At 34.1% G+C, this 13,563-nt stretch carries 11 protein-coding genes and 2 tRNA genes; 4 read left to right on the top strand and 9 right to left on the bottom strand.

Annotated elements, in window-relative coordinates:
* Positions 1–19: 19 nt before the first annotated feature.
* From BLT95_RS03070 to BLT95_RS03055, 4 genes are all read left to right on the top strand, one after another.
* The gene (locus BLT95_RS03070; RefSeq protein ID WP_089664653.1) at positions 20–1,252 is read left to right on the top strand and encodes an NAD(P)/FAD-dependent oxidoreductase; all 1,233 of its coding nucleotides are present in this window, start codon (positions 20–22) and stop codon (positions 1,250–1,252) included.
* A gap of 44 nt (positions 1,253–1,296) precedes the next feature.
* Positions 1,297–2,238: a lipid A deacylase LpxR family protein gene (locus BLT95_RS03065; RefSeq protein ID WP_089664651.1), complete on the top strand. Its 942-nt coding sequence runs from the start codon at positions 1,297–1,299 to the stop codon at positions 2,236–2,238.
* A gap of 226 nt (positions 2,239–2,464) precedes the next feature.
* Positions 2,465–2,549, top strand: a tRNA-Ser gene (locus tag BLT95_RS03060).
* Positions 2,550–2,675: 126 nt separating this feature from the next.
* A tRNA-Pro gene (locus BLT95_RS03055) sits at positions 2,676–2,750 on the top strand.
* 241 nt (positions 2,751–2,991) lie between these two features.
* Here the strand turns inward: BLT95_RS03055 and BLT95_RS03050 are convergent.
* From BLT95_RS03050 to BLT95_RS03010, 9 genes are all read right to left on the bottom strand, one after another.
* Positions 2,992–3,273: an STAS domain-containing protein gene (locus tag BLT95_RS03050; protein WP_089664649.1), complete on the bottom strand. Its 282-nt coding sequence runs from the start codon at positions 3,271–3,273 to the stop codon at positions 2,992–2,994.
* A gap of 186 nt (positions 3,274–3,459) precedes the next feature.
* Positions 3,460–4,182: a LytTR family DNA-binding domain-containing protein gene (locus BLT95_RS03045; RefSeq protein ID WP_089664646.1), complete on the bottom strand. Its 723-nt coding sequence runs from the start codon at positions 4,180–4,182 to the stop codon at positions 3,460–3,462.
* Positions 4,183–4,318: 136 nt separating this feature from the next.
* The gene (locus BLT95_RS03040; RefSeq protein ID WP_089664644.1) at positions 4,319–5,740 is read right to left on the bottom strand and encodes a glycosyltransferase; all 1,422 of its coding nucleotides are present in this window, start codon (positions 5,738–5,740) and stop codon (positions 4,319–4,321) included.
* Positions 5,741–5,784: 44 nt separating this feature from the next.
* Positions 5,785–6,813: a hypothetical protein gene (locus BLT95_RS03035; protein ID WP_089664642.1), complete on the bottom strand. Its 1,029-nt coding sequence runs from the start codon at positions 6,811–6,813 to the stop codon at positions 5,785–5,787.
* A 10-nt stretch (positions 6,814–6,823) separates the two neighbouring features.
* Complete coding sequence (locus BLT95_RS03030; RefSeq protein ID WP_089664640.1) at positions 6,824–7,198, bottom strand: response regulator transcription factor; 375 nt, start codon at positions 7,196–7,198, stop codon at positions 6,824–6,826.
* Positions 7,176–7,922 carry a hypothetical protein gene (locus tag BLT95_RS03025; RefSeq protein ID WP_089664638.1) on the bottom strand — a complete coding sequence of 249 codons (747 nt, stop codon included), beginning with the start codon at positions 7,920–7,922 and terminating at the stop codon, positions 7,176–7,178. Before BLT95_RS03025 ends, BLT95_RS03030 begins: the two co-directional genes overlap by 23 nt.
* A gap of 198 nt (positions 7,923–8,120) precedes the next feature.
* Entirely contained in the window at positions 8,121–11,735 is a 3,615-nt protein-coding gene (locus BLT95_RS03020) for a PAS domain S-box protein (RefSeq protein WP_089664636.1), read from the bottom strand.
* A gap of 95 nt (positions 11,736–11,830) precedes the next feature.
* Positions 11,831–12,610: a DUF1206 domain-containing protein gene (locus tag BLT95_RS03015; RefSeq protein ID WP_089664633.1), complete on the bottom strand. Its 780-nt coding sequence runs from the start codon at positions 12,608–12,610 to the stop codon at positions 11,831–11,833.
* Positions 12,611–13,140: 530 nt separating this feature from the next.
* Positions 13,141–13,368 (bottom strand): hypothetical protein, encoded by a 228-nt coding sequence (locus tag BLT95_RS03010; RefSeq protein WP_089664632.1) that lies wholly within the window; start codon positions 13,366–13,368, stop codon positions 13,141–13,143.
* Positions 13,369–13,563: the final 195 nt, after the last annotated feature.

Below are 13,563 nucleotides of genomic sequence, written 5' to 3'. Positions count from 1 at the left end.
ATAAACTCCATGTATTTTTATGCATCATGAAATCAGAGATATTGTAATTATCGGTGCCGGACCTTCAGGAAGCATTGCAGCAGGATATTTAGAAAAACAGCGTGCCTCTTTTTTGGTTTTGGAAAAACAAAAATTTCCAAGATTTGTAGTTGGAGAAAGTCTAATTCCACGCTGTATGGATAATTTTTCAGAAGCGGGATTTCTGGAAGTTTTGAAAGCCTACGGATTCCAAAAAAAATATGGAGCCCGTTTCATTAGAAAAAATGAGATTGCTGAATTTGATTTCAGCAAGAAGTTCGGGAATGGCTGGAACTGGACCTGGCAGGTTCCCAGAGCAGACTTTGATAAAGTGCTTACTGATAATCTTAAATCTCGAGGTGTGGATATTAGATTCGAAACAGAGATTCTTTCAATTTCCAGAACGGGTGAGCGATGGCAAATTCTGATTAAAAATAATTTAGGGGAAGAAACTGAAATCACCTGTAATTTTATCATTGATTCCAGTGGAAATGGCCGTGTACTTGCTAAACAATTTAATCTGGAAGCGCCTCCAGTAATATATGATCACTCCTCCATTTTTACCCATATCAAAGAAACCCAAAGACCTGAAGGTATAGAAGGAACGCAAATAACCTTTGAGGTTCTGGATACCAAAACCTGGTTCTGGTATATTCCATTTTCAAACGGAGTCTCCAGTCTGGGTTTTGTAGGTCCCAATACCTGGTTTGAAAATTTCGGAAATGAGACCGCAGAAGCATTCAAAAAAATGCTTAAGGAAACTGATTATTACCGGAACCGCTTTGACCAGTATCCCTTTAAGTTTGAACCGATAAGTTATCGCAATATCTCAAAGAATGTAAAAAATGTTTATGGCAATGGATTTGCCCTTACAGGAAATTCAGCAGAATTTCTTGATCCCGTATTCTCTTCTGGTGTTGCTTTTGCAACAGAGTCTGGATTACTGGCTTCTAAATTAGCTCTGAAAGAGATCCAGGGTGAACCTGTGGACTGGGAGAAGGAGTATTCTGGTTATATCAAGGATGGTGTAGATGTATTTGCAACCTATGTAAAAGAGTGGTATTCAGGAAAACTTCAGGATATATTTTTTCATACTAAACCCAATACTCAGATAAAAGCTCAAATTTGTGCCGTTCTTGCGGGATACGTTTGGAATAAAAAGAATCCGTTTGTACGAAATCATCAAAAAGCAATTACCAATCTCCATCACCTTATACAGATGGAAAAACTATAAATTTTGATAAAATATAAAGTAATAAGTCTTCGTCTTTCCCTACAATTATTACTCCTTCTCTTCTATTTTCTTCTGTTTCTACAGCCCAGAAATTTGCAAATACCCCTACGTATAGAAACTTTGCAAACCCTGAATATTTCAGAATAAATTTTGACAATGATATTTTCGCCCATTCCGACGATAATTATACACAAGGCATCAGTCTTGAAATTGTAAATTCCATTTTCAGGAAAAACCCTGTAAACTATCTGTTTTTTAAATCTAAAAATAAAAGTCAGTACGGGATCAGCCTGGAACACTTAACTTTCACTCCAGATGTGATTAGTAGTAAAGAGATCCAATATGGAAATCGTCCCTTTGCTGCGACCTTATACCTCAAGTCTTTTAAAATAACTGATAATCTCCAACGAAAAGAAAGGTTATATTCATCTTTTCTTATGGGCGTTATAGGCCCCAGAGCCTACGGTAAAGAAGGACAGACTCTGATTCACGAAGCTACAGATAATTGGATTCCATATGGATGGAGAAACCAGCTGGGCAATGATGTTCTTATTAATTATGAACTGAATCACGAAAAACAGCTGCTAAATTTCAAAGATCTTTTATTCCTGAATTCTGACCTTGGTTTAAGGCTTGGAAGTATGTATACTGATGTTTCAGTTGGATCGTCCTTAATGCTGGGTCTTTTCAAATCTCCACTATCTATAAACGCGAATAAGGGTAAATTTCAAATCTATTTATACAGCAACCCTAAAGTTTATATTGTTGGTTACGATGCTACTTTACAAGGCGGACTTTTTAACTCCAATAATTTGTATACTATTGGATCTTCAGATATTACGAGACTTAAGGCAAAAATGGATTATGGAATTGTTATAAAATCTGGCTTCTTTTATCTTGAATATACCCGAAGCCAGATTACCAAAGAATTCAAGACGGGTAAAACTGAAGGATGGGGCGGTTTGAGATTGGGCTTTAGAATTTAAAAAATACTCATGTTTCAGTTTTAATTGTAATCAAGGTATCTAAGATCAAAAATTAGAAGAAATTTTAAAAAAATAAAAAGTCTATATCACTGAGCATAAGTTGACTAATTTAAAGTGTATTTTAAATTGAAGGATTTAAAGGAAAAAAGGAATAAAAACTTTGGATGGTTTACAAGTAAAAGTTACATTTGCAACCGCAAAAATACTTGCGAAGTTCTTAAATATTGGAGAGGTGGCAGAGTGGTAATGCAGCAGCCTGCTAAGCTGTCATCCTTCGGGATGCCCGGGTTCGAATCCCGGTCTCTCCGCCAGATTTTTAGTCTAAGGTTTTTTATTCTCTTTTTCGACCGGAAAAATTGGGATAAATTTCCTCCGCTTCCCGGCTACTTTTTTAAGTGATTTGGAACGGAAAAGACTAAAAATAGTTAGTAATTTTTCGGGGTGTAGCGTAGCCCGGTCATCGCGCCTGCTTTGGGAGCAGGAGGTCGCAGGTTCGAATCCTGCCACCCCGACTAAAAGCCTGTTAATCCTTGTATTGACAGGCTTTTTTAGTTTTAAAAATACCCTGGATATATGTGCCAGCATTTTCTAATTGAATATTAATCGCAAGAATGAATCCCGTTAACACCAGATCATTTTTTCTTCAAAGAATTAAAGACTGAAATACCATACTTTCTCTACGCCGTAATTTTCCGTTACTTAGCCTTGATCAAACTTTGTTGTTACTATATGTAACAACTGGCGCCATAAAAATTAAATAATTTTAGGGATACTTATCCCTAAAATATTACCGCTAATTACTTTCGAATTTTCTAAAAGAAAAGTAACATCCTTGCGTTGATTTTTCGCTTTTTGCTTTAATACAAATAGCATGAAAATCCCTGATACATCAAGGACCTCTAAATCATTTAAATCTAAAATTAAATTTTCTTTACTTTTTAGAATCTCCTGCAGCTGTTTTTCAACTTCAGAAACATTTTTTTCATCTAACCTACCCCGTAATCTAATTACATCATTGTTTTCATTCTCTAACATAGTCCCCAATTTTTTTAAAAGAAACTGTAAGGCTGAGCACGTAGGGTATGTCAGAAGGACTAAATCCTATTCTCCTTACAGAATCCGGTCTAAATTAAGATGAATACCCCGTGGAATGGGATTTTTTATTTAAATGGCAAGTATTAAAGGATGAACGGTAAGTGATTAAAAGTAAACGAATTATATCTATAATAGATTTAACCGTGAAAAGAGCTGATTCTTGTATCTCCTGCTAACAGGGATTAGCTCTTTGTTCACTAAAATACTATTATCCTGAATATCAATTATTCTTCTTAAATTGATAATAAACGATCGATGCACTCTCATGAATAATGATGCTGGTAATTTCTCTTCAATTTTTTTTAAGGACGAATAAATCAGGTAAGTATCTGTAGAAGTTTTAATTTTAATAAAATTACCCTCAGCTTCAATAATATTGATATCTGGAATATTAATTTTAATCAGGCGCTTATCTATAGTGACATAAAGGTCATTTTCCCTGGTATTATTGGATTTAGTTTCGCTGTCTTTGTTAATAATTGAAGTATTTTGATGCTTTTTTATGGCTTTAGAAACCGCTTTTTGAAATCTCTCTTTTTGAATAGGTTTTAGTAGATAATCTGTTGCATTAGAAAGCTCAAAGGCTTTTAAAGCATAATTTTTATCGGAAGAAACAAAAATGATCTGCGCATTAGACTTAACAGATTTAATGAAATCAAAGCCAGTAAAGTCTGGCATTACTATATCAAGAAAAATTAAATCTATCTGGTTTTCTCCTGAATTTATATACTTTAGGGCATCTACAGGACTATCTAATAACACTAATAAATTAAGCGCTGGCTCCAGGCTAATTAACTGTTCTAATATTTTTCTGGGCAATTCCTCATCATCAACAACTACACAATTCATATACCTATTAAGATTTTGTATTGAAAAGACACTTTAGTTACATCAATAACCTACGTCCTGCTAACGTGGATCAAAAAATTAAATATCTTTTAAAAATACAAAAAATCAGTTTTTAATCTAACACTTAAGGATAAAATTAAGATTTTTCTTTACTACTCAAACCTGTTCTCCCCATAGCTCCCCAATTCTTTTTCCCATTTATAAGATCCCAGTTTCCCTTGACCGAGGCCCACATGATAAAAGGATGATACAATATGGGCTCGAGTAATATAGTCCCCAATAATCGAAGAATATATTTTGGCTTTTTATATTGTTGAAAAGAGAACTCTTCGAAAAAAAGTGCTGTTATAGAGAATAAAATAGCAAAAGAGTACACCACTCCAAAGAATATAAGATAGACTCCCCAGTTCAAATCACTAAATACGATTAGAAATATTAAATAGAAAAGTCCTAAAAATTCTATGAGCGGAGCTAGCCATTCAAAAAAGAACCAGTAAGGAGTACTTAATATTCCTAAAACTCCGTATTTAGGGTTAAAAAGCATCTTCTTATGAAGCCATAAAGTTTCGGCCGTACCGCGCGTCCATCTATTACGCTGGCGATGCAAGATCTTCCATTTTTGGGGCACTTCTGTCCAGCAAAGCGGATTTGGAACAAAACCAACCGTATATGGAATTTCCTTTTCTCTCATTTCCTTTCGCATTCTCACCAGGAGCTCCATATCTTCCCCTACGGTATCTGGATTATAACCGCCCGCCTGGATCACTACTTCTTTATCAAACATTCCAAAGGCTCCGGAAATAAGTAATAATCCGTCTAACCTGGACCAGGCCATCCTTCCCATCAAAAATGCCCTGAAATATTCTATAATCTGTGCCCTGGCCAGAAAAGTATTGGGTAGTTTCACCTCCAGAATTCTTCCATCTTCAATGGTGCATGAATTTGCAACACGTATGATTCCGCCAGAGGCAATTACTTTCTTTGTATTATTTAAAAATGGTTTAACCAGTTTTAATAATGCATCATTTTCTAAAATACAGTCTACATCTATACAGCAAATTATTTCATTTTCGCATACATTAATTCCTGTATTTAATGCATCTGCCTTGCCTCCATTCAATTTATCTACAACCGTTAAATTTTTAAAAGATTTATTCTTTGACTTATAGACTCCTTTTACTTTTTTAGTTGGAATAAAAGGATGATAAAGAAACGCTTGCCTATGCATATCAAATGTAGTTAACAACTCCTGTAGCGTATTATCGGTGCTGCCATCATTAATGATTACAATTTCGTAAGACGGGTAATTAAGCGTTAAAAGAGAACGCACATTTTCCACCACATTTGCTTCTTCATTATAAGCTGGCGCGAGGATGGAAATTGCTGGAAGGTTTGAAGATTGAAGAAGTGCGAATTCTGCCTGAAAATTATTTTTCCTTTTATAATCTCTAATTTCCAGAAAAGAAAATACAGCGGCAAAAGTGTATCCTGAAGAAATGATAATTCCATAAAACAAAAATAACCAACTGGCAATTTCTGAAATTTGATAGATACTCAAAGCCTATTCTTTTGAACAATTAGAAATTATTCGCAATATATTATTTATACCGCAGAAACCTGAAGTTCTTTATTCCAATTGTTCTGGAGCTTGAAATATACCTGCTTGCTGTTCCAATCCTCTGCAGGGATCATATTCCCAAATCTTCGCAAGTCATCAAAAGACCCAATTTTTCTAATGATTTTAAGCATATAACTTTTTATGGCAGGAGATTCTCCCGAAAAAGAATTAAAAAAATGTTTCATGAGTTCTGGATAGCCCAGTATACCTAAGCTGCGAATTGCTTCCCTTCTTAAATCTTCCTCTTCGCTCTTTAGAAAAGGTATTATAAGGGACAAATTTTCATATTGATTATATTCTCCAATCATTTTTATTGAAAAGCTTTGCAAGCTTGTTAAACTACTATCCAACCATCGTGAAAAATCTGGAATCTCTCCGGTATAATTGCTTTTAAGGCACTCCTCTATATATATTTGCTCCCAGAGAGTTAATGGTTTTTTAATTTTATCGAAAAAAGAAAGAGGCTCACTTTCAGATAAATGAATGAAGTATAGAATGGCCTGCTGTTTTAATTCGTCTCTTTCAGAATCTATAAACCTTTCAATTATTGTATGAAATCTTGCAAGGTTTAACTCGGAAGCTATATAAATAGCTCTTGCAACCTTATACCATTTACCACTTTCCAGATCTCTTTCTACAAGATTGCTCAAGTTCCATTTAAAAAATAGCTCTTTAATACTTTCATTGGTACCCCCTTTAAAGTTTTCCTCAAATATCAAGAGTACTTTTATCGCCACTTTTTGATCCAGAGATGTTGTGATATTTTTGTTTTTAAAACTTTCAATTTCAGCATCCGTGGGTTTGTTTTTGTCAAAAAGATAGACTGTTATAAAGTCTGAAAATAGCTCTTTAAGTCTTTCAGTTTTGCGATCTATAATAATTTTAGTTGACCTAAGATATATAATGGCCACAGTAAATCCCAGCGTAATTACCAGGAAAAGCACCACAAGCAGTAAGTTTAAGTGTAGAACCCAGTTTCCTTCTGCTATTATATCTCTTAGTTGTGTGATCAAAGTTGTCGTTTTAACCGGAAAAGCTGTTTTTCTTCAAAAATCTTTTTACCCTTAAAGACAATTCATTAGGATTAAAAGGTTTTGTTATAAAATCATCTACTCCAAGATTAAAGGCATCCATGATAATATTTTCCTGTTTTGAAGTTGAGAGAACAATGATAGGGGTGCCCGGCAGATTTTCTTTGATATACTGTATCAATTGATTTCCCGCTACGAAGGGCAACATCAAGTCTGTTAATATGAGATCAAAAGATCCTTCTTCCAGAAACTTAATAGCTTCTCTTCCATCTACTGCTATAGCCACATCATAACCATCCCTGTTTAATTTAAATTCCAGCGATTTGACGACCATTGGGTTATCTTCAATAACTAATATCCTCTCCATTTATAGCTTTTTTTGGGGTAAAATCTATTTCAAACTGATACAATATTTTACTAAAAATTGCTTTTAGATCCAGAATCAATGTAGGAAGTTGATGATTTTCCAGATCGTAAGTGAGCTTATTACAAATTTCTGTACCCTCACTGTTTTCAATCATTTCAAAAGAAGGCTTGATATTATGAGCAACTTTTGAAGCATGCAAAGTATTTTTATTTTCGTTCGCTATTTCTAATTCTTCCAGCTTGGTTTTTACCGAAGATTTAAAAATCTCTATTAATTCTGTAACAAATTCCATGTCCCCCCCTGAAATTTCTTTTAAATAATTTAAAGAATATAAAGGCGCATCATCGATGCTTTCTGAAATAGCACCTTCAAGTAAATAGTTGAGAAAAGGTTCTAAGGATGCCTCAGTGAAAGGCTTGGAAATATAATTTTCGCCTTTCAGTACTTCTGAAGATGAAATATAGATTGGAATATCTTTTTTAAGCTCTTGTCTAAGATAATCTGATGTTTGGATAGCATCCAAAGGTTTGGAAGAATGCTCAATCACCATCACATGAGCCAGGTTATTTTGTAACCATTGAACTGCCTCAAAGCTATCGCTTAAAACTTCAATTTTCGCATTTACGAATGTATCCTTCAATACATCGATAAAATATTGACTTTCAACTTGTGAACTTTCAACAAGAAGTATGGATAATGGAGATTGTAGGTTCAGTTTATTCATAAGGGATGCATTTGGGAAAATAGAGCCCTGATTTAGTTTTCAAAGGTAGTTTTAATATAAATATTAAAGCTACAAATTCATCTTAAAATCGTGCAAAACCAATGGTTTAGTCTAATTTTGAACAATTTAGTACTATTTTCTTAATAAGAATATAGGAAAGTATAAATAATGATCTTAGCTGTGCAGGATAAAGTTTTGTTAGTTAGCCGTTATATTTAAATATTTAATCATCATTTCTTTAATATCTTCCAGTATTACTGGCTTGGGAAGATAATCATTCATTCCTGCCTCTATACAACGTATCCTTTCATCCTTTACTGCTCGAGCTGTAAGAGCGATAATAGGAATGTAAGAATTTTCTTCTTCTAATTTCCTGATTTCTTCTGTTGCTTCAAATCCACTCATAACGGGCATTTGAATATCCATAAATATAAGATCCAGCTTATTTGCCTGGAATTGACTTACTGCTTCTTCCCCATTTTCCGCCTGAATAAGATTTGCGTTAGGGAGTATTTTCTTAATTATGGAATTGGCCAGAAATTTATTTACAGGGTTATCCTCTACGATAAGAATATTATAGACTTCTGAAAAATTCACAGAATCTTCTATACCTTCATTTGATCTGTTTTCAAATGATGTTGGCTTTTCCATAGAATCTATCATATTATATAGTGTATGGATCTGGATTGGCTTTGTAAGGTGATAATGTACCTTTAATTCTCTACAGGCATTGATGATCTCTTCATCCTCTGTAGAACTATGCAGCAATATTACCGGAAGTTTCTCAGCATCTATATTCAGTTTATTTCTAACCTGATCTATTAGACTAATACCATTCATATACGGCATATTATAATCTATTATAGCCAGGTCAAAATTTTGATCGCCCTTTGTAAGTACATTTAAAGCTTCTATTCCATTAGCACATTCAACACATTTTATCTGGTTTGGAGCCAGCATTTCCCTTAAAATAATTCTGTTATTGGTATTATCATCTACGATCAATACGTTTTTAATATTCTTTGGAGCTGAAGATTCATAGGTCACCTCCTCATCTGTTTTCAATTTAACCTTAAATGAAAATGTACTCCCCTCATTTAAAACACTCTTTAATTCCAGCCTGCTATCCATAAGATTTAATAACTTATTGCTAATAGTAAGGCCAAGACCACTACCTCCGTATTTCCTGGTAGTAGACGCATCTTCCTGGTCAAAAGCATAGAAAATCTTCTTTAAATTTTCAGGAGCTATCCCAATTCCCGTATCTCTAATAGAGAATGTGAATATTAATTCATGTTGATTTCCGGATATAGCTTTAGAAGAAATGTTCAACTCTATTTCCCCTTCGTGGGTGAATTTTACTGAATTACCCAGGAGATTTGTTAAAATCTGTCTCAAACGTACTGCATCTGCATATACATATCTTCTTAGAGATGGAGAGATATTAAGTAAAACCTCCAACCCCTTTTTATGTGCCTGATGCTTTACAATGTCTATGGTTTGGTCACAAAGCTCTATCAGGTCTGTTCTTTCTTCACTTAATTCTAATTTCCCTGCTTCTATTTTTGAAAAATCCAGAACATCATTAATAATATCTAATAATGAATTTGCAGAGTTATAGATCGTCTGCATATACTTTTGTTGCGAATTTTCGAGCTCACTACGCATGAGGAGATCTGTGAAACCAATAATTCCGTTAAGTGGCGTACGAATCTCATGACTCATATTTGCAAGAAACTCAGATTTAGATTTACTCGCGGCCTCTGCTTTTTTCTTAGCCTTAATTAAAGAAACCTCCATTTTCTTTAATTTTGAAATATCTGTAGCAACACCTAAATACCCGGTGATCCTTCCTTTGTGATTGGTAATAGCGGTAACAACCAGTTGTACTGGAAATTTACTCCCATCCTTTCTAATATAGGTCCATTCCCTGGAATCGTAATGCCCACGTCTCGCCTGAAAAGTAAATACATCAAAACCTCTGATTTCCTGTTTGTATTTAGCGGTTAATTCATCACCTCTTTGTTCTACCTCATGAACTTCATGAATTCGGCCTACATTAAGAACATTTTTCACCTGCTCTTCGCTATAGCCCAACATATTTTCAGCGCCTTTATTAAATTTAGAAACCACCCCATTTAAGTCGGTTTGAATAATTGAGACATGGGTCGTTGCATCCATTAAACTTTGGAGCTCATTTAAACTTTTTTGTAAAGCTCTCTCAGACTGGATTCTTTTGGTAAGGTCGGATATTTGTCCTATAAGGTATATTGGAATTCCGTTGTCATCTGTTACAGCAGAGACACTTAAAAGTCCATATACAGTTTTTCCGTTTTTATGAATAAATCTTTTCTCTACACTATAAGTATCTATCTCTTTTTTGAATAATGACTTAAGTTGCGCAGTATCCTTTCTTAAATCTTCATGATGAGTTAATTCACTTGACTTTTTATTCATGAATTCCTCTTTTGTATACCCAAAAATACTGGCAAGATTCTGATTCACCATTTGCCATTCACCATCGGGTGTAACCACCCCCATACCAATAGGAGAATATTCAAATGCGGTTTTAAATCTTTTTGCATTTTCACTCGCTCTAAATTCTAATTCTTTCTTTTCGGTTATATCTTCTACCTGGGTAATGATAAGACTTTCTCCAAGCCCATTGGAACGAATAATAGAAGAATTGGTTCGGCACCATATAACCTCTCCATTTCTGTTATAAAATTTTGATTCGAGTTGATACGTATCAAGTTCTCCAGATATTAACCTTGTTCTATGTGAAACAGCATCTTCCAGAAAATCAGGATGGATAAGATCTTTAAACGTTAACTGCATCACGTCTTCCTTCTTTGCATCTTCGTATCCAAATATTCTTAGGGTAGCAGGGTTAATTTGAAGCAATTCTCCAGAAGTTTTTACGAGAATGTTTCCAACTGCAGAATTTTTGAAGATCATTTCATACTGTTCCCTGGTTCGTTCATATTTGAGCTGATTTCTCTTTTCAGCATCAATATCCTGAAAAGCTCCATAAACCCTTACACACTGACCATCTTTAAATTCTGGTTTGCCAAAAGATCTTACCCATATCTCCCTATTATTAGCAGTAACGATCTTTAATTCAGAATCGAAAGGAGTGCCATTTGATATGGCATTATTGAACAATTCTGTGATAGTATCTCTACTCCAGCCTTCGCTATAAAAATTGATTCCTTCGCTTAGTGCAGGTTCATAGTCCTGGCTAACTTCATGGATATCTTTTGTAACTTTCGTCCAGGTTACCTTATTCTTTACTAAATCTACTTCCCATCCCCCAACTTTTGCTAGTTCATTAGTCTCATGATAAACGGTCTGTAAATTTTTAAATTCTCTCTGCTTCTCTTTTAAGATATTTTCATCAGCTGGTTTCTCCGATGCTTCCTGAAATTTAATTATGAAAAGCTCGTCATCACTTAATGAGGATATATTTTTGCAAGTAGCCAGTAGAGAAATAGTGCCACCAGATTTTTTTTCGAAATTTATGGTAGCTTCAACTTCAGATTTTTCGTCATCTGCCCTTTCCAGTAAACTTTGAATGGTTTCTTTAACCGTATGTGAGCGGATAAAAGGTGAGTTTTCACCTATATATTCCTCGTTGTCCAAGGAATAATTTAATTCTTTAAAGAAAGCATCATTCACCCATAAATTTACGGGAAAGCTTTTATTCAAGATCCAAAACCCACAAAAGGTGTCCCGAGTGAGCCAATCCAGGACTGAGGGATTAGACGAAATTTTTTGAAAGTAGTTAGCTTTTAGATCCTTACGTTTAGACATGGGAGCAGGTTAAATATCAAGTAATTTAATAAATCTAGATAATACCTTAACTAAATGTCTTAAAGAAAATAATTAATATGACGTTTTAATACGTATCACTTATCAGGAGTAATACTCGTTGCTGGATATTTTGCTTTTATAAACATATAAACACCATAGCCTATAAAGCCTATAGCTACAATACCTAATATTGCAGATCCAAATTCATTTTGAATAAAACTAAAAGCATCTGTTTGAGTACTTATATCACTCCCGCTAGATAATCCTGAGTTTAGTGTTAAGTAAGCCATTAAACCTATTACTAATCCTCTGGCCGTATGTCCAAATTTACCAGCGTTTACCAATAATTTTTGTTCTTTTCTATTCATTCCAATTTGTTCAATTTCTTCCTTGAACTTATTAGAATAGGCTCGATAAAGATCGTACCCCGCCTTTATAGCCATTCCAACACCTATAATTATGGCGACTATTTTACCATTAGAACCAGACATCAATGATCCCATCATAGACCCCGAACTACCTGAACTACCACCAAATGCCAATTTAAAAGCGTAAAACGCAAAACCTCCATAAATTAAGCCACTAATAAAATAAGCTACACGCTTTGCATATCCCTTGGTATTATTCTCCAGGTCTTTAGGATTCGTAAATACCTGATACATTCTCCAGAAAACATATCCTAACAGTCCAACACCTAAAATTATGAGTAGAATCTGGCCATATGATTGTTGAGCGAGATATCTCAAAGCTCCTTTGCTTCCGGTTTGTTGTCCACCTTGTCCAAAAGCAGCAAGTGCAGTAAGAATACCAATTAAACAGTATACAGCTCCTTTTGCGGCCATACCGAAGCGGGCGAAATTTTTCTTTTTGCTCATTTTATTCTTTTGGTTGATTAATCTTAATTAAAGTTATAGGAAAATCATTATTTTCTTGAAGATTTGGACAAACTTTATATTTATTTTGGCTAATTACGAAGGGTCTGGTATTGAGTTTAGCATGCAAAAAATAAAGAGTATTTCTGTATATCTAATTTTTATCATCTACTATACAAAATAAAATCTCATGATTAAATACACCTAAAAGTGTAGCGAGAATTAATGAATACACAGCCCGAAAAAAGCTGTTTTGAAATTTAGACAATCCAGTTTTTGATAAGGTGATAATTGAAAATTTCAGGGATAATTACTGTAAAAATTCATTAGTACAGGGTTGTAATGAAAACAATCAAAGCGACGCTTATAATAAAAATGATCAATCTAATATGATCTTCCCTTTTTGCTTGTGAATCCATAATAAAAGATTTATTAGAATAGATTCTGTTCAGGAAGATATGGGTGGAGTTAAGTGTGCACTATAAATCTTAGTGTCTTTTTAAATATACATCTATTTTTCTTAAAACTGAAACTTATATTTTCTCAATAAATTTCTGGTGATCTTTCAACCACTTATCCAATTTCATTTTTTTCTCTTGCGAAGCTTTGGAGTGATCATCCTTTTGATACCATTCATCATGGTTATATTTCTTCACAAAAGATTTTTCCGTTGAAAATATACGGATTCCGAATAGCCTGTAAGAAATCAAAACCTTCACTTCGTATGCATCTCTTGTTTGTGAGACTTTTATTAACTTCATTTTCCTCCCCTGTTTTTGACACTCAAATTCTCCAAAACTCCATACAACTCAATGGTGAATTTGAATCTGGAAAATTAAAAAAGTTTAAACTATTCTTTTTTAAACCCTTGTTAAACTTAATGCTCACGTTTGGAAATAAATTCCAATCATTTCAGCGATCTGGATTAAATTAGAGTATAGTTTCTTTTAGATAAA

It is taken from the genome of Gramella sp. MAR_2010_147 (assembly GCF_900105135.1).
In the GTDB taxonomy this organism is placed as follows: domain Bacteria; phylum Bacteroidota; class Bacteroidia; order Flavobacteriales; family Flavobacteriaceae; genus Christiangramia.
The sequence above is the reverse complement of the archived record's forward strand: the minus strand, read 5'-3'. Positions and strand labels throughout refer to the sequence as shown.